This is a genomic window from Mycobacterium sp. SMC-15, assembly GCF_045310925.1.
In the GTDB taxonomy this organism is placed as follows: Bacteria; Actinomycetota; Actinomycetes; order Mycobacteriales; family Mycobacteriaceae; genus Mycobacterium.
Genome location: NZ_JBJIAJ010000012.1, coordinates 16,534 through 32,856, shown reverse-complemented (window position 1 = coordinate 32,856; position 16,323 = coordinate 16,534). Strand labels below are relative to the sequence as shown.

Below are 16,323 nucleotides of genomic sequence, written 5' to 3'. Positions count from 1 at the left end.
GTCACAGCGAAAGCAGCCCGCGCAGCTCGGCCCGGCCCGCTTCGTCGAGCGGCAGCAGCGGGCGACGCGGGTCCCCGGCCGGCACCCCGAGCATCTCCAGACCGGCCTTGACCGTGGTGGGCAGCCCGCCGGCCACGATGAACTCCAGCAGCGGCTTGAGGTCGTCGTAGCACGCCTGGGCCTTGTCCAGTTCACCGGCGGTGACCGCGGTGTAGAGGTCCAGGCAAGGCTGCGGGCGCAGGTTGGGTGCCGCGGTGCACCAGCCGGCCGCCCCGGCACGCAGCGCATCGAGCACCAGCGGATTGCTGCCGTTGAAGAACGGCAGGCGCCCGTCGGACAGCGTGGCGATCCGCAGCATCCGGCTCAGATCGCCGGTGGATTCCTTGACCATGGTCACGTGTTCGATGCCCTCGAACATGGCCACCAGCAGCTCTGGCCTCATGTCGATCCCGGAGGTGGCCGGATTGTTGTAGGCCACGATGTCGATGTCGATGGCGTCCGAGACGGCCGCGTAGTGCGCGGTGATCTCGCGCTCGGACAGTTTCCAATACGACACCGGCGAGACCATCACCGCGTCGGCGCCGGCCTGCGCGGCATAGCGGGCGCGGCGCACGGTACGCGCGGTGGTCAGATCCGACACCCCGACCAGCACCGGCAGGCGCCCGGCGACCGCGGCGATCGACGCGTCGACGCAGGTGTCGAACTCGTCCTCATCGAGGTAGGCGAGCTCGCCGGTGCTGCCCAGCGGGGCGATGGCATGCACCCCGGCCTTGACGAGACGGTCGATGACGGTGGTCAGGAGCGCGGTATCGATTCCGCCGTCGCGGAACGGCGTCACCGGGTAGCCGATGACTCCATATAACTGTGCTGCCACGTGGGACTCCTTCTATCCGGTGATCGCGTCGGGGTGGCCGGCCAGAGCCCGGCGGGCGTAGTAGGCGAAGTTGGCCTGGCTGCGCTTGGGCAGCAACGTCCAGTCGTGGGCTTCGCGGGCCAGCTTCTCTGGGAGTTCTTTGACGGTCCCGGCGGCCATGGCCGCCAGCTGCAGTGCGGCGGCCCGCTCGATCAGCACCGCCAGCGAACAGGCCTCCTCCACGCTGGCGCCGGCCACGATCTGGCCGTGGTGCGCCAGCAGGATCGCCTTCTTGTCACCGATGGCCTCGGAGATGATCTCGCCCTCCTCGTTTCCGACCGGGACCCCCGGCCACAGCGGCAGGAAGGCACAGTCGTCGTAGAGCGGCGTGGTGTCCATGTGCGAGACGATCAACGGGGTTTCCAGCATGGACAGCGCCGCGACATGAAACGGGTGGGTATGCACGATGCACTGGACATCGGGACGAGCCCGGTAGATCCAGCTGTGGAATCGGTTGGCGGGGTTGGCCATCCCCTCGCCCTCGATCACGTTGAGGTCTTCGTCGACGAGCAGAAGATTGGCGTCGGTGATCTCGTCGAATCCCAGGCCGAGCCGTTGGGTGTAGTAGGTCCCGGGTGCCTCGGCACGGGCGGTGATCTGTCCGGCCAGGCCGGAGTCATGACCGCGGTCGGACAGCGCGCGGCAGGTCAGCGCCAGTTTCTGGCGCGTGGACCACTGACCTCCGGTGAAGTTCTCCGCGAAGCGTTGCTCCGCGCGATGCATGAGATCGGATTTGGAATCGTCGAACGTGGTGCCCATGGCAGCTCCTCGGTGACGGAAGTGGATGACACGACCATAGCCGATAGGACACTTTGTGTCATCTCCTGTGTCATCATGGATGCATGACGCAACTGCTGCGCGCCGTCCGCAAGCAGCGAGGCCTCACCCTCGAAGGCCTCGCCGAGCGGACCGGGCTGACCAAGAGCTACCTGTCCAAGATCGAACGCAGTCGCAGCACACCGTCCATCGCGGTGGCCATCAAGGTGGCGCAGGCCCTGGACGTCGATGTGGCGCAGCTGTTCTCCGAGCGCGGCGACGAAGACAAGATCGCCGTGGACCGGGCCGCGGACCGCAGCGAGGATCGGCAGCGCTACCGGGCGATGGCCGTGAACATGCTGGGAAAATCGATGTCCCCGTTCATGGTTCGCCCCACCCATGACGCTCAGCCCCTGCACGCGCTGCATGACGGTCAGGAGTTCGTGTTCGTCCATGCCGGGACGATCCACCTGGAATACGGCGATGCGACCTGGACTTTGACGGCCGGTGACAGCGCCTACTTCGACGCTGCGATCAGCCACCGCATCCGCACGGTCGGACCGCATCCCGCCGAGGTGCTCGTCATCGCCGAAACCGAAGCGCAGTGAGCACCGAACTGCTGTTCTCCTACGGCACCCTGCAGCTACCGGAGGTGCAACGCAGCACGTTCGGGCGCGAAGTCGACGGCCGGCCCGACGCGATCGTCGGCTACGAACTGGACTACGTGACGATCACCGATCCGCACGTGGTGGCCGTCAGTGGCAGCGACCGTCATCCGATCCTGCGTCCGTCAGACGCGCATGACGCGTCGGTCCCCGGCATGGTCTTCGCGATCAGCGCCGCCGACCTGGCGGCCGCCGACGAGTACGAAGTCGACGCCTACCGGCGGATCTCGGTGCCGCTGCGTTCGGGCGTGCAAGCCTGGGTGTACGTGTTCGCCGGCTGAGCCGGATCCGTCACCAGGGTCGGGTAGAGCAGGACACTCCGCTGCCGCCCTGCTGCGACACCACCACTTCGCCGTCGACGGCGATCTCGCAGTGGAACTCCGGGTTGATCCGCAAGCCACCGCTGGCGGTGACCAGCGCCCACTGACTCGGGTCGGCCAGCGTGGTGGTGTAGACCACCGGTGATCCCCCGCCGATCGGCACCCGAACCGTCTCGAGGTATTCCGAGGAGTTGGCGTTGTAGGCAGCCATGCTGGGCGGGTCGGTCTTGATGTAGGAGATGTTGCCGGTCAGGTCGCTGGTGGCGGTGATGGTGTAGGTGACCTCGTGGCCGCCGGTCGCGCTCTTCTTCGGGGCGTCAGCCGACGGTTCGGTCGCGTTCTCCGTCGGGGTGGGCGTCGGCGAGGGTGCCGCATTCTCGGTGGGCGATGCCGCCGGGTTCTCGGTGGGCGAGGCTGGGCTGGTCTCCGGGTCCGCAAGTGACGTCGCGTGGCTGGCTGCCACTCCGGCGGCGGCCATCAGCAGCACCGTCCCGAACTTGACTGTCACGTTCCGCATGATCGTCATACCGCGCCACGCTACCGGAGGGGCACAAGTGGCTGGTCTGCGTTGCAGAGTGTCGGTTTGCGTCACGCCCCGAGGTGCTGAGTGTGCAATAAGTCGACGTTCAAATCCGTCCCGGTATAACCGGCAGCCCGGAGCGCAGCCCTGACCCGCGCAAGCACCACACCCGGTCGATACCGAAGGAGGTCGCTGCTGACCCGGACGATCACCCAGCCGCGTGCGGACAACTCCGCGTAGCGATCGATGTCAGCGGTCCGCTGACGGGGGTCGGTCCAGTGCTGGGCGCCGTCAAATTCCACACCGACCTGGTATTCGGGCCAGCCCATATCAATGCGAGCGCAGGGACGGCCGAAGCCGTCTCGCACGACGATTTGGGTCATCGGGCGAGGGAGTCCGCCGCGTATCAGCAACAGCCGCGTCCGGGTTTCCTGCGGGGATTCCGCGCCGCCGTCCATCAGCGTGATCGCGCGCCGTAACTGCAACAGGCCGCGAGCACCCCTGTGGCGTTGCGCCAGCGCGGAAATGTCGTCCGCGACCAGCCTCGTCGCATTCGCCAGGGCATCGAGGCGGATGACGGCACCGGTCAGCCCTTTGTTGCGGCCCAGGTCGAAAGCGGTCCGTGCGGCTGTGGTGGTCGGTATCCCTCGGATCAGACATGTCTCGTCGGGTTCCAGCCGCTCACGATGGATGAGAATCCCCTCGGCGTCAGAGGCGGCCTTCCGGTTCAGTTCCGCCGGCAACCGCGCATCGAGCCACCGTGATCGGTGCAGGGCCGCCGCGGACAAGCCGGCCACGGTCGCCGTCCGTCCCGACCACAGCCAGCCTGCCACCGCACGCGTAACCGGCGTGAGCTCTTGGCCGTTCGGCAGATAGACGTTGCGGTAGATCGACCGATACCGACTGCGTAACGTCCGCCGCGTCACGCTACCTGCCGCCAACGCCTCAGTGCCGAGGAAGGGCCACGTGGAATCCGGTATGAGGATCGGCATGGCAGTCACAGTGCCGCCTCGGGCCGTCATCCGAGTGCCGAGTGTCGACTTCTGTCACCCGTTCTGTGGATAACCGTGCATTAAGGCGACATTCGGCGCAGTACGTCGGCGACAACGTCGTCGATCGGCACGTCGACCTGTTCCCCGGTGGCCAGGTTCTTGACGCCGACGGTGCCTGCCTCCAGGTCGCGGTCCCCGGCGACCAGCGCGATGACCGCCCCGGAGCGGTCGGCGGCGCGCATCGCGCCCTTGAGGCCACGGTCCCCGTAGGCCAGGTCCACTCGCACCCCGGCGGCCCGCAACTGCGCGCCGATCACCGCCAGCCGCAGCTTGGCCGACTCGGACAGACCCACCCCGAACACCTCGCACCGGGCTCTCTGCCCGACGGTCTTGCCCTCGGCGGCCAGCGCGAGCAGGGTGCGGTCCACCCCGAGGCCGAAGCCGATCCCGGACAGGTCCTGTCCACCGAGCTGGCGCATCAGCCCGTCGTAGCGTCCGCCACCACCGATCCCCGACTGCGCGCCCAACCCGTCGTGCACGAATTCGAAAGTGGTCTTGGTGTAGTAGTCCAGGCCGCGCACCATCCGCGGGTTGACCACATACGGCACCCCGAGCGCATCCAGGTGTGCCAGCACGGTGTCGAAGTGCGTCCGGGCGGCGTCCGAGAGATGGTCGAGCATGACCGGGGCGTCAGCGGTCATCTCACGCACCTGCGGGCGCTTGTCGTCGAGCACCCGCAACGGATTGAGCTGCGCGCGCTGGCGGGTGTCCTCGTCGAGGTCGAGCCCGAACAGGAACTGCTGCAGCAGCTCTCGATACGCGGGGCGGCAGGTGTCGTCGCCCAGGGACGTGATCTCCAGCCGGAAACCATCGAGGCCCAGGGAGCGGAAGCCCGCATCGGCGACGGCGATCACCTCGGCGTCCAGCGCCGGATCGTCCACCCCGATCGCTTCGACCCCGACCTGTTGCAGCTGCCGATAACGGCCGGCCTGCGGGCGCTCATAGCGGAAGAACGGCCCCGAATAGCAGAGCTTGGCCGGCAGCTGACCGCGGTCCAGACCGTGCTCGATCACCGCACGCATCACGCCCGCGGTGCCCTCGGGCCGCAGGGTCACCGAACGGTCGCCGCGATCGGCAAACGTGTACATCTCTTTGGAGACCACGTCGGTGGACTCCCCCACCCCACGGGCGAACAGTGCGGTGTCTTCAAAGATCGGCAGCTCGATGTCGCCGTAACCGGCGCGGCGAGCGACCGCCAGCAGTCCGTCACGCACCGCGATGAAGCCCGCCGAGGCCGGCGGAATGTAGTCGGGCACCCCTTTGGGTGCAGCAAACGTGCTCACGCACTGAGCCCTTCTAGGAACGGGTTGTAACGGCGCTCCGCGCCGATGGTGGTCTTGGGTCCGTGGCCGGGCAGCACCACGCATCCGTCGTCAAGACACAGCAGCTTATCGACGATCGAGGTCAACAGATCGCGGCCGCTGCCGCCAGGCAGGTCGGTGCGGCCGACCGAATTCTGAAACAGGGTGTCGCCGCTGAACACCACCTCGGCCGCATCACCTTCGACCCGGAAGACCACCGAACCGCGGGTATGCCCGGGTGTGTGGTCGACGGTGATGGTGGTGTCGCCCAGGCCGATTTTGTCACCGTCGCGATCCAGTTCGATCAGCTGCCTGGGCTCGGAGAACATCGCCTTGCTCAGCACACCGAACAGCGCCTGTCCGGGCACCGTGCCAAGCGAGCGCAGCGGGTCAGTGAGCATGAATCGGTCCTCGGGATGAATGTAGGTAGGACAGCCGTAGGTGTCGGAGACCTTCTGTGCCGACCAGATGTGGTCGATGTGCCCGTGCGTGAGCAGCACCGCCGACGGCGTCAGCCGGTTCTCGTCGAGAACACGACGCAGCCGGGTCATCGCACGCTGCCCGGGGTCGACGACGATCGCGTCCGAGCCCTGCCGCTGCGCCAACACATAGCAGTTGCACGCCAGCATCCCAGCGGGGAATCCGGTGACCAACACGCCGACCAGTTTCCCATTGCATGCCCGGTCGGCGGTGACGCGGGCGGCACAGGCGCGCTCTGGCAGACTTGAGGGCCGACTCAGTCAGCGAGCCAGGAGGTTCCCGCCGGTGCCCACGAATTCAGAGCGGCGTGCCGCCGCCAAGCGCAATCTGGACCAACAGGTGCAGCAACGTGCCGAGGCAGCCCGCAAGCAGCGCCGACTGCTGATGATCGTCGGCGCCGTGGCGGCGGTGCTGCTGATCGCCGGGGTGGTGTTCGTCGTGCTGCGCGACAACGATCCGGGCAACGTCAACGCGAGCGGCTCGACAGAATCGAGCACCTCGGAGTCCGCGGACTCCTCCGACGCTTCCGGAGCACCGACCGGCAGCGCCGGGCAGCTGCCGAAGTTCACCGCATCGCCTCAGCTGGGCGCCGACTGCCAGTACCCGAAGGCGCGTCCGGCCACCAAGCCCGTCGACCCGCCGCGGTCCGGCAAAGTCCCGACCGACCCGGCCGAGGTCAGCGTCTCGATGATGACCGACCAGGGCCCCATCGGGTTGATGCTCACCAACGCCCAATCCCCTTGCACCGTCAACAGCTTCATCAGCCTGGCGGCCAAGGACTTCTTCTCCGACACTCAGTGCCACCGGCTCACCACGTCGCCGATGCTGAGCGTGCTGCAATGCGGGGATCCCGCCGGCGACGGCACCGGCGGCCCGGGCTATGAGTTCGATAACGAATATCCCACCGACCAGTACTCCCTGGGCGACCGCGCCGCTCAGCAGCCGGTCACCTACCCCCGCGGCACGGTGGCGATGGCCAACGCCGGGCCCGGCACCAACGGCAGCCAGTTCTTCCTGGTCTACAAGGACTCGATGCTGCCGCCGCAGTACACGGTGTTCGGCAAGATCCAGGACGACGGCCTGGCCACCTTGGACAAGATCGCTGCGGCCGGCGTGCAGGGCGGCGGCGAAGACGGCCCACCGGCCACCAAGGTGACCGTCAAGTCGGTGCGGGCCGACTAGCGCGCCCTTTCGCGCGAGCGTGCGCGTCTGCACGGCGACACGCCGTCGTCACGTGTACGACTGCGCACGCTCGCGGCGGGTTGAAGCCCGGTCAGGCCGCTGATGTCACCCGGTAGACGTCGTAGACGCCCTCGACGTTGCGGACCACATTGAGCAGGTGGCCCAGGTGCTTGGGGTCGCCCATCTCGAAGGTGAACCGGCTGATCGCCACCCGGTCGCGTGAGGTGGTGACCGAGGCCGACAAGATGTTGACCTTCTCGTCGGCGAGCACCTTGGTGATGTCCGACAGCAGGCGGTGTCGGTCCAGTGCCTCGACCTGGATGGCGACCAAGAACACCGAGGAGGGCGACGGCGCCCATTTGACCTCGATGATCCGTTCGTCCTGTTGGCGCAGCGCGTCGGCATTGGTGCAGTCGGTGCGGTGTACCGACACCCCGCCGCCGCGGGTGACGAAACCCATGATCTCGTCGCCGGGCACCGGGGTGCAGCACTTGGCCAGTTTGGTCAGCACCCCGGTGGCGCCGGGGACCGCGACGCCGACATCGTCGGTGTGACGCTCGCGGCGCGGGATGGTCAGCGGCGTCGAGCGCTCGGCCAGGTCGTCCTCGGCCTGGTCCACGCCACCGAGCTGGGCCACCAGCCGTTGCACGACGTGATGCGCCGAGATGTGGTTCTCGCCGACGGCGGTGTAGAGCGCGGACACATCGCTGTAGTGCAGTTCGCGGGCCACCGCCGCCATCGACTCGCCGTTGACCAGGCGTTGCAGCGGTAAACCCGCCCGGCGCACTTCGCGGGCCATCGCGTCCTTGCCGGACTCCAGGGCCTCCTCGCGCCGCTCCTTGGCGAACCACTGGCGGATCTTGGCCTTGGCGCGCGGCGACACCACGAACTGTTGCCAGTCCCGCGACGGCCCGGCGTTCTGTGCCTTCGAGGTGAAAACCTCGACCACTTCCCCGTTCTCGAGCTTGCGCTCCAGCGCCACCAGCCGGCCGTTGACCCGGGCACCGATACAGCGGTGACCGACCTCGGTGTGCACGGCGTAGGCGAAGTCCACCGGCGTGGAGCCGGTGGGCAGCGTGATCACGTCGCCCTTGGGGGTGAACACGAAGATCTCTTTGACGGCCAGGTCGTAGCGCAGCGATTCGAGGAATTCACCCGGGTCGGCGGCTTCCCGCTGCCAGTCCAGCAGCTGGCGCATCCAGGCCATGTCGTCGATCTCGGCGGCGGTGTTCAGGTGCGGAACACCGTTGCGGCCCTTGGCCTCTTTGTAACGCCAGTGTGCGGCGATGCCGTATTCGGCGGTGCGGTGCATCTCCCGGGTGCGGATTTGGATCTCCAGCGGCTTGCCCTCCGGGCCGATCACCGTGGTGTGCAGCGACTGGTAGACCCCGTAGCGCGGCTGGGCGATGTAGTCCTTGAACCGGCCGGCCATCGGCTGCCACAGCGAGTGCACGACGCCGACCGCGGCGTAGCAGTCCCGGATCTCGTCGCACAGGATCCGCAGTCCCACCAGGTCGTAGATGTCGTCGAAGTCGCGGCCGCGCACGATCATCTTCTGATAGATCGACCAGTAGTGCTTGGGGCGGCCCTCGACGGTCGCGGTGATCTTCGACTTCGCCAGCGTGTTGACGATCTCGGCGCGCACCTTGGCCAGGTAGGTGTCGCGGGACGGCGCGCGGTCTGCCACCAGGCGCACGATCTCCTCGTAGCGCTTGGGGTGCAGAATCGCGAACGACAGATCCTCGAGCTCCCATTTGACGTTCGCCATCCCGAGCCGATGTGCCAGCGGCGCAATGACTTCCAGTGTCTCGCGCGCCTTGCGGGCCTGCTTTTCGGGCGCCAGGAAGCGGATGGTGCGCATGTTGTGCAGCCGGTCGGCGACCTTGATCACCAGCACCCGGGGGTCACGTGCCATCGCGATGACCATCTTGCGGATGGTCTCGGCCTCGGCGGCGGTGCCCAGCACCACCTTGTCCAGCTTGGTCACCCCGTCGACCAGGTGAGCAACCTCGTCACCGAACTCGGCAGCCAGCGCGGTCAGCGTGTAGCCGGTGTCCTCGACGGTGTCGTGCAGCAGCGCGGCCACCAGCGTGATGGTGTCCATGCCCAGTTCGGCCAGGATGGTGGCGACAGCCACCGGGTGGGTGATGTAGGGATCCCCCGAATGACGCAGCTGGGAGGCGTGCCGCTGCTCGGCGACCTCGTAGGCACGTTGGAGCAGTGCCAGGTTGGCTTTCGGATAGTACTGCCGGTGCACCGCCACCAGCGGCTCCAGCACCGGGCTCAGCGCACCGCGTTGGGCGGTGATACGCCGGGCGATCCGGGCCCGCACCCGCCGGGAGGCACTGGTCGGGACCTTCAGCAGATCGGTGCGCTCGGAGGGCGCGTCCTGGGCAACCCCCTCCGACACCGCCACCGGCTGGCTGGCGTCAGCGCTATACCGCTCGGGGCCTGAACCCTGATCGGAGCCCTGCGCTAAGCCTTGTTCAGGGCCCACTGTGTTCACCTCCGACCACGAGAATATCGACTAAATCAGGTGCAGGCTGGCCAGCTGCAACGGTGCCACGGCGGCGCGTCCGCCCAGCCCCGCCAGCTCCAGCACCACTGCCGCCGCAACCACCTCGGCTCCTGCCCGACACAGCAAACGCTGCGTCGCGGCCAGGGTACCGCCGGTGGCCAGCACGTCGTCGAGGATCACCACGCGGCGCCCGGCCAACTCGAGTCCGTCGGCCGGTATCTCCAGCACCGCGGTTCCGTACTCGAGCTGATAACGCTCCGAGAGCACCGGCGGTGGCAGTTTGCCGCCTTTGCGGACCGCCAGCGCACCAACCCCGAGCCGGTCGGCGACCGCCCCGGCCAGCAGAAATCCCCGCGCGTCAATACCGGCCACCAGATCCGCACCGGCGGCGGCCCGAGCCAGCGCATCGGTGACCGCGGCCAGCCCGGCCGCGTCGGCGAAGACCGGGGTCAGGTCTTTGAAAGCGATTCCCGGCGTGGGAAAGTCCGCGACCTCGCGAATGAGCGACGCGATGATCTCACCGGCGCCTGCCGCGGGCCCGGCCTGATTCACTGTTGCAGCTCCCAGCGGTCCATGTTCCAGCCCGCACCCCACCGGGTGGGGTTGGCAGCAACACCGTAGGTCTTCTTCGACGACAGCAGGGTCCGTTGCTGGCGATACAGCGGCAGGGTGGGCATATCGGCCCACAACACCGGAGCGCTCTCGCCGAGCAGCCGGACCATCTCGGCGGGATCGGCGGTGATGGCCAACGCGGAGACGACGCCGTCGATCTGGTCGTTGTGGTAACCGGACAGGTTGTTGCCGTTGCCGCTGAACAACTCGTAGGCGTCCACCACCGACGATCCGCTCGACCCGCTACCGGTGGATCCCCCGGTGCTGGCGAGCAACACGTCGATCTGTCCTTCCCGCAGTGCCAGCGGGCCGATGCTGTCGGAGGCCACCTCGGTGACGGTGATGCCGGCAGGCGCGCATGAGCTGGTGATCGCCCCGATCACCGCGGCCAGCCGAGTGTTGGGACCGCGGTAGCCGATGCGCACCGTCAATGGCTTCCCGCCCAGCGCGTCGCGGGCGGCATCGGGGTTTGCCCGAGCGAACTGTTCGGCCTCGGGCACGTTCTCGGCCTGGTCGAATGCGTCGTCCATGGCGGTGTTGAGCCGGGAATTGACCACCGGAACCCCCGCATCGCGGGCGATGATGTCGCGCGGGGTGCACCAGGCCACCGCTCGGCGCGCGGGCGTCTCCGACAGTGGGCCGGACGGGGCGAAGATGAGCTGCTCGATCCCACCCGAGGGACTGTCACTGCTCTGGTAGTCGTCCGGGGTGATCAGCGACCCCGCGGATCCGGTCGCCACGTCGACGACCTCGATGACGCGTTTGTTGACCCGGTCGGCGATGTCGGCGGTCTGCGGCCACACCGTGATCCTCTTGGTGACCGGCTTGGCACCCCACCACAGGTCGTTGGCCACCAGCACCACGGCGCCACCTTCGAGCACCGAGTCGATCTTGTAGGGCCCCGACGACGGGAAGTGCCGCAGGTCAACGTCGCGGCCGAGCTGCCAGGTGGTGTTCCAGGCCTGCGCGATCTTGGCGATGACCTCATCGGCGGGCCCGAGCTTGCCCAGCACAGCGTCGGTGGTGTTCACACCGAGCTTGTCGGCGATGATGTGCGACGGCATCATCGAGGTCGCGGTGAACAGTTCCTCGTAGTCGACGATGTTGCGGTCGGCGAAGAACGACACCCGCGCCTTCTTCTCACCGGGCTGGCACTCGATGTTCTCGATGTCGAGGTAACCGGCTCGGCTTGCGGCGTCGAAACCCGGGAAGCGGCCCGACTGGGCCGCCCAGGCCAGCACCAGGTCGTCACAGGTGATGGGTTTGCCGTCGGAGTACACCGCCGCGTCGGCGATCTGATAGTCCAGCACCAGCGGGGCGCGGCCCACCACGGAGATACTGCCGAAGTCGTGGTCGGTGACGATCTGGCCATCCGGACCGTGGTAGCCGAAGCCGATCAGGGTGCGGGAGAACGCCTGCGGTCCTGCCGACGCCGCACCGGCCACGGTGGTGCTGTTGTAGGTGATCAGACCGCCGTCGACGGCGTAGTCGATCTGATCGACGGTGGCACTGGTGCACGCCGACACCGACCAGGCGCCGAGGCCGGTGATGATCGCCACCACCCACGCCGCGGCGTGCCGACAGCGGGCCGCCATCGCCGGTTACCGACCGGCGCCCGGCTTGCCGGTCGGACGCTGGCTGCGCCGGCTGGTGGGGCGGACCGGCTTTGCGCCGGGAGCCGGGGCGCCCGACGCGGTCGCCGCCGCGCCCGCGTCTGCGCCGGCAACGGTGTCTTCGGTGCCGTCGAGGTCCTCCGCGACGTCCGTGCCGGCCGCTGCCGCTTTCGAACCGGCCGCGGCGTTGCGCCGCCGCATCACCCGGCGAGTGTGGTTCTGCACCAGCTCAGTGCGCTCCCGCAGGCTGACCAGCAGCGGAGTGGCCAGGTAGATCGACGAATAGGTGCCGACCACAACACCGACCAACTGGACCAGCGCGAGGTCCTGCAGCGTTCCCACACCGAGCAGCCACACGGCGACCACCATCAGCGACATGATCGGCAACGCCGAGATCAGGCTGGTGTTGATCGATCGCATGAAAGTCTGGTTGATGGCCAGGTTGGCCTGTTCGGCGTAAGTCAGCTTGGGTTTGTGCTCGAAGCCGCTGGTGTTCTCCTCCACCTTGTCGAACACGATGACGGTGTCATAGATGGAGAACCCGAGAATGGTCAACAGGCCGATGACAGTGGCCGGCGTGACCTCGAATCCGACCAGCGAATACACCCCAGCGGTGACGAGGATGTCGAAGACCATCGAGATCATCGCAGAGATGGTCATGTACCACTCGTAGCGCACGGTGATGTACAGCGACGCCAGGAGCAGGAACACCACCAGCGCGATCACGGCCTTCTGGGTGATCTGCCCGCCCCAGGTCTCCGAGACCGCCGAGTCACTGATCGCCTGTTTGCTCGCCTCACCGTTCGGGCCGACGGGCTGGAACGCGTCGAACAGGTCGTCGCGCAGCTTCTCGGTCTGCTCGTTGGTGAGCGTCTCGGCACGGATCTGCACCGTCGCCGAGTTGCCGTTGCCGACCACCACCACCGACTCGGGGCTGCTGCCGACGCTCTTGCGGAACACCTCTTCGACCTGGGTGACGCTGGTGTCGCCGCGCGGGAACGACACCTTGGTGCCGCCGGCGAAGTCGATTCCGAAGGTGAATCCGCGGATCAGGATGCTGACGATGGCGATGGCCACCATGGCACCGCTGACCGCGTACCACATCCGCCGCTTACCGATGACCTCGAACGCGCCGGTACCGGTGTAGAGCCGTGACAGGAAACTGTGCTTGGGCGCCTTGGTGCTTCCCGCGGTCTTGCGAGGCTTCGCCTCCACGGCACTGCGGCCCTTGGTGAGTTCGCCCGCGGCGGCGTCGTTTTTCGCGGCTTTCGTACCGCTACTGGTGCTCGGTTTGGCCATCTGGCTATCCCTGTTCCGTCGACTGGGCGGTTACCCGCGTGCGCGCTTTGGCCCCGGACTTGCCGCCCGTTGTGCCTCCCGATTTGGCGACCGCCCGCCGTTCGCGCGCGACCTGCTGAACGGCGCCGAGGCCGTTGTAGGACGGCTTGGCCAGCGTCGGAGACTTCGACGCCAGGTAGACCAGTGGCCAGGTCACCAGGAACACCACCACCAGGTCCAGGATCGTGGTCAGCCCCAGGGTGAACGCGAAGCCCTTGACCTGGCCGACCGCCAGGAAGTAGAGCACCGCCGCAGCAAGGAAGGTGACCGCGTTGCCGGAGACGATGGTCTTGCGGGCGCGCGCCCACCCGCGCGGCACCGCCGAGCGGAACGACTTGCCCTCGCGGATCTCGTCCTTGATGCGTTCGAAGAACACCACGAACGAGTCGGCGGTGGTTCCGATACCGATGATCAGACCGGCGATACCGGCCAGGTCGAGCGTGTAGTTGATGTACCGGCCCAGCAACACCAGGATCGCGTACACCATGGCTCCGGCCACCACCAGTGACAGCGCGGTCAGCACGCCCAGGACGCGGTAGTAGAGCAGCGAGTAGACCAGCACCAGTGCCAGACCGATCGCACCGGCGATCAGACCCGCCTTCAGCGAAGTCATTCCCAGTGTGGCCGAGACGGTTTCGGCTTCGGAGGCCTCAAACGACAGCGGCAGCGATCCGTACTTCAAGACGTTGGCCAGCTGGCGGGCACCGTCTTGAGTGAACCCCGGCGAGCCACCGGTGATCTGGGTGCGGCCACCGGGGATGGCTTCCTGGATCTGCGGGGCACTGACCACCTGCGAGTCCAGCGTGAACGCGGTCTGGGTGCCGATGTGGGCGGCGGTGTAGTCGGCCCAGACGTCGGCCGCGCCGCTCTTGAACTGCACCTGGACGATGTTGGCGCCGCTGCGCTGGTCCATGCCCGAGCTGGCGTCGGCGATCTGGTCGCCGCTGATGATCGACGGCGCCAACAGGTAGGCCGTCTGCTGGTCCTGCGAACAGGTCACCAGTGGCAGGTCCGGGTCGTCGTTGCCGGCGAGGATGTCTTCCTTGTCGCACCGTCCGGCCTGGATCTGCAGGGCCAGCGCCTGGACCACCTTGTTGTCGCTCTGGCGCAACCGCTTCTCGGCGGCGATGCGGGCCGCCAAGCCCTGGGCCTGATCACCCTGGCCAGGCATCCCGGGCAGACCCGGCAGGCCAGGCAGCCCCGGTAAGGCGGGCATCTGGGGACCGGCGCCGGGCGCCTCGGCAGGCGATCCTGGCGCCGGAACAGTCGAGGTGCCGGGAGTGGCGGTCTCGCTGGTGTTTTCGGAGCCGGGGCTCGAAGAGGTGGTCCCCGGGGTCGGGGTCGGCTCCTGCGGGAAGGGCCGCGGCTGGGCCGGCGGAGTCAGCGGCTGCTGCGGGACGGACCCGCCGGCGCCCGGGGGCATACCAGGAACACCGCCGCCACCAAGACCGGGAGGCAGACCGGGAACACCGCCACCGCCAAGACCCGGAGGCAGACCGGGAACGCCGCCACCGCCAAGACCGGGAGGCAAGCCGGGAACGCCGCCACCGCCAAGACCCGGCGGCAGACCGGGAGCACCACCACCGGCGCCGGGCGGCAAGCCTGGGACGCCGGGCATACCGCCACCACCGAGGCCGGGCATCCGGGCAGCTGCCTGAGCTTCCTGCACCGACACACCGTTGATCACCGGGCGGATGTAGAGCCGGGCCGTCTGGCCGAGGGTGCGGGCCTCGTTGCCGTCGCTGCCCGGCACCGTGATGACCAGGTTGTTGCCGTCGATGATCACTTCAGAGCCCGACACACCGAGTCCGTTGACCCGGGCGCTGATGATCTGTTGCGCCTGATTGAGCGCGTCACGGGTCGGCGTGGAGCCGTCCGGGGTGCGCGCGGTGAGCGTCACACGAGTGCCGCCCTGCAGGTCGATACCAAGTTTGGGTTCGGCGAGCTTGTTTCCGGTCAGGAATACCAGCAGGTAGACGCCGATGAGCAATGCCAGGAACACCGCCAGGTTGCGGGCAGGGTGCACCGGCGCCGAAGGCGATGCCACGTTGTTGAGTCTCCTTCGCTCATTGCGCAATGCGCTCTCGTGATCGTCGAGGCTGGCCCGTGCGCGGGCCGCCCGCAGCGATCAGTACCACTGCACCCGCAAAAGGGTACGTGCCCGGCTGGCCGGGACGATCGTTGGGCGGGCGTTCCGCGCGTCGGGCGTGTCAGCCGGCCAGCCCGAAGGCGGCGAGCCGCTATGCGCCTTCGACGGCCTCTTCGACTGCGGCCTCGGCCGTCAGCTCTTCGGGCTCGATCTTGTCGCGCACGGCCAGCTTCATCCAGGTGGTCACCACACCGTCCGCGATCTCCAGGTCGACGTCGTCGTCAGTGATGCGGGTGATGGTGCCCTGCAGCCCCGAGGTGGTGTGCACCCGGTCGCCCACCTGCAACGATTCATGCAGGTCGATGGTGGCCTGCATCGCACGCTTCTGCCGCCGCGAGGCGAAGAACATAAACGCGCCCATGACAAGGAGCAGCGGCAGGAAGGCAACCATGTTTTCCATGACGACAACCGATCTTTCGACTTGTTCGAATGAGTCTTCGGCACCGGACCACTTGAGGTGTGGCGGGCCACTGTGATGACAACAGTGTGCCACTGAGTCCGGCGACCGTGCTTCGGTACCGCCGTCCACCCCCTAGGCTATCGGTGACAGGGGGTCAGGATTCTCAAGGGAAAGTTGGCCGATGAAAAATTTCGCGTGTGGTCTGGCGACCGCCGTTGCCTTGGCAGCGGCTCCCCTGGCGGTGGGAGCGATCGCCATGCCCGCCATCGGATCCGCGGAGCCGCTCGCCTGCCCCGGCGGCCAGTACTGGGAGCCGAGCACCAACAGCTGCATGCCGCTCGGCCAAGGCCCGACGCCGCTCGCCTGCCCCGGCGGCCAGTACTGGGAGCCGAGCACCAACACCTGCATGCCGCTCGGCCAAGGCCCGACGCCGCTGGACTGCCCGCCCGGCGAATATTGGCAACCCTTCGGCAACGCGTGCCGGCCACTCGGCCAGATCTGAGC

The 16,323-nt window shown here is 67.7% G+C and carries 16 protein-coding genes; 4 read left to right on the top strand and 12 right to left on the bottom strand.

The annotated features are described in order from the left end of the window. Position 1 precedes the first annotated feature (1 nt). Together ACJH71_RS17465 and ACJH71_RS17460 are read right to left on the bottom strand one after the other, a co-directional pair. The gene (locus tag ACJH71_RS17465) at positions 2 to 874 is read right to left on the bottom strand and encodes a dihydrodipicolinate synthase family protein (protein ID WP_406759258.1); all 873 of its coding nucleotides are present in this window, start codon (positions 872 to 874) and stop codon (positions 2 to 4) included. A gap of 12 nt (positions 875 to 886) precedes the next feature. Further along, positions 887 to 1,672, bottom strand: coding sequence for an aldolase (locus ACJH71_RS17460; protein ID WP_406759257.1), 786 nt, complete (start codon positions 1,670 to 1,672; stop codon positions 887 to 889). An 83-nt stretch (positions 1,673 to 1,755) separates the two neighbouring features. Between ACJH71_RS17460 and ACJH71_RS17455 the strand changes: the two genes are divergently transcribed. Both ACJH71_RS17455 and ACJH71_RS17450 read left to right on the top strand, forming a co-directional pair. Beyond that, a complete protein-coding gene (locus tag ACJH71_RS17455; protein ID WP_406759256.1) occupies positions 1,756 to 2,277 on the top strand; it encodes a helix-turn-helix domain-containing protein in 522 nt (173 codons plus the stop codon). Continuing rightward, positions 2,274 to 2,615 (top strand): gamma-glutamylcyclotransferase family protein, encoded by a 342-nt coding sequence (locus ACJH71_RS17450; protein WP_406759255.1) that lies wholly within the window; start codon positions 2,274 to 2,276, stop codon positions 2,613 to 2,615. Before ACJH71_RS17455 ends, ACJH71_RS17450 begins: the two co-directional genes overlap by 4 nt. A gap of 10 nt (positions 2,616 to 2,625) precedes the next feature. Here ACJH71_RS17450 and ACJH71_RS17445 read toward each other — a convergent pair whose 3' ends face one another. The 4 genes from ACJH71_RS17445 to ACJH71_RS17430 all read right to left on the bottom strand — a co-directional run bounded on the left by ACJH71_RS17445 (position 2,626) and on the right by ACJH71_RS17430 (position 6,183). After that, a complete protein-coding gene (locus tag ACJH71_RS17445; protein WP_406759254.1) occupies positions 2,626 to 3,180 on the bottom strand; it encodes a hypothetical protein in 555 nt (184 codons plus the stop codon). 62 nt (positions 3,181 to 3,242) lie between these two features. Then, positions 3,243 to 4,166 (bottom strand): endonuclease domain-containing protein, encoded by a 924-nt coding sequence (locus ACJH71_RS17440; protein WP_406759374.1) that lies wholly within the window; start codon positions 4,164 to 4,166, stop codon positions 3,243 to 3,245. An 80-nt stretch (positions 4,167 to 4,246) separates the two neighbouring features. Next, entirely contained in the window at positions 4,247 to 5,509 is a 1,263-nt protein-coding gene (gene hisS, locus ACJH71_RS17435; RefSeq protein WP_406759253.1) for a histidine--tRNA ligase, read from the bottom strand. Further along, a complete protein-coding gene (locus ACJH71_RS17430) occupies positions 5,506 to 6,183 on the bottom strand; it encodes an MBL fold metallo-hydrolase (RefSeq protein ID WP_406759252.1) in 678 nt (225 codons plus the stop codon). The genes hisS and ACJH71_RS17430 overlap by 4 nt, the downstream gene beginning before the upstream one ends. A 109-nt stretch (positions 6,184 to 6,292) precedes the next feature. On the opposite strand from ACJH71_RS17430, the gene ACJH71_RS17425 reads away from it, so the two are divergent. Then, positions 6,293 to 7,189, top strand: a complete 897-nt coding sequence (locus tag ACJH71_RS17425) for a peptidylprolyl isomerase (protein WP_406759251.1) — start codon at positions 6,293 to 6,295, stop codon at positions 7,187 to 7,189. Positions 7,190 to 7,280: 91 nt separating this feature from the next. Here the strand turns inward: ACJH71_RS17425 and ACJH71_RS17420 are convergent, their stop codons facing one another. From ACJH71_RS17420 to yajC, 6 genes are all read right to left on the bottom strand, one after another. Continuing rightward, on the bottom strand, positions 7,281 to 9,605 hold the full coding sequence (locus tag ACJH71_RS17420; RefSeq protein ID WP_406759373.1) for a RelA/SpoT family protein: 2,325 nt from the start codon (positions 9,603 to 9,605) through the stop codon (positions 7,281 to 7,283). Positions 9,606 to 9,716: 111 nt separating this feature from the next. Beyond that, the gene (locus tag ACJH71_RS17415) at positions 9,717 to 10,259 is read right to left on the bottom strand and encodes an adenine phosphoribosyltransferase (protein ID WP_406759250.1); all 543 of its coding nucleotides are present in this window, start codon (positions 10,257 to 10,259) and stop codon (positions 9,717 to 9,719) included. Further along, positions 10,256 to 11,914, bottom strand: coding sequence for an ABC transporter substrate-binding protein (locus tag ACJH71_RS17410; protein WP_406759249.1), 1,659 nt, complete (start codon positions 11,912 to 11,914; stop codon positions 10,256 to 10,258). Before ACJH71_RS17410 ends, ACJH71_RS17415 begins: the two co-directional genes overlap by 4 nt. Before the next feature lie 6 nt (positions 11,915 to 11,920). Continuing rightward, positions 11,921 to 13,231 (bottom strand): protein translocase subunit SecF, encoded by a 1,311-nt coding sequence (gene secF, locus ACJH71_RS17405; RefSeq protein ID WP_406759248.1) that lies wholly within the window; start codon positions 13,229 to 13,231, stop codon positions 11,921 to 11,923. Between the two features lie 4 nt (positions 13,232 to 13,235). Next, positions 13,236 to 15,317 (bottom strand): protein translocase subunit SecD, encoded by a 2,082-nt coding sequence (secD, locus tag ACJH71_RS17400; protein WP_406759247.1) that lies wholly within the window; start codon positions 15,315 to 15,317, stop codon positions 13,236 to 13,238. Positions 15,318 to 15,510: 193 nt separating this feature from the next. Beyond that, positions 15,511 to 15,819, bottom strand: coding sequence for a preprotein translocase subunit YajC (gene yajC, locus ACJH71_RS17395; protein WP_406759246.1), 309 nt, complete (start codon positions 15,817 to 15,819; stop codon positions 15,511 to 15,513). 181 nt (positions 15,820 to 16,000) lie between these two features. On the opposite strand from yajC, the gene ACJH71_RS17390 reads away from it, so the two are divergent. Then, positions 16,001 to 16,321, top strand: a complete 321-nt coding sequence (locus ACJH71_RS17390; RefSeq protein WP_406759245.1) for a hypothetical protein — start codon at positions 16,001 to 16,003, stop codon at positions 16,319 to 16,321. Positions 16,322 to 16,323: the final 2 nt, after the last annotated feature.

Bases quoted from the DNA above. Each gene is read 5' to 3' on its own strand.
- ACJH71_RS17460 (WP_406759257.1), bottom strand. From the start codon at position 1,672: ATGGGCACCACGTTCGACGATTCCAAATCCGATCTCATGCATCGCGCG.
- ACJH71_RS17455 (WP_406759256.1), top strand. From the start codon at position 1,756: ATGACGCAACTGCTGCGCGCCGTCCGCAAGCAGCGAGGCCTCACCCTC.
- ACJH71_RS17445 (WP_406759254.1), bottom strand. From the start codon at position 3,180: ATGACGATCATGCGGAACGTGACAGTCAAGTTCGGGACGGTGCTGCTG.
- ACJH71_RS17440 (WP_406759374.1), bottom strand. From the start codon at position 4,166: ATGCCGATCCTCATACCGGATTCCACGTGGCCCTTCCTCGGCACTGAG.
- ACJH71_RS17410 (WP_406759249.1), bottom strand. From the start codon at position 11,914: ATGGCGGCCCGCTGTCGGCACGCCGCGGCGTGGGTGGTGGCGATCATC.
- secF (WP_406759248.1), bottom strand. From the start codon at position 13,231: ATGGCCAAACCGAGCACCAGTAGCGGTACGAAAGCCGCGAAAAACGAC.
- yajC (WP_406759246.1), bottom strand. From the start codon at position 15,819: ATGGAAAACATGGTTGCCTTCCTGCCGCTGCTCCTTGTCATGGGCGCG.
- ACJH71_RS17390 (WP_406759245.1), top strand. From the start codon at position 16,001: ATGAAAAATTTCGCGTGTGGTCTGGCGACCGCCGTTGCCTTGGCAGCG.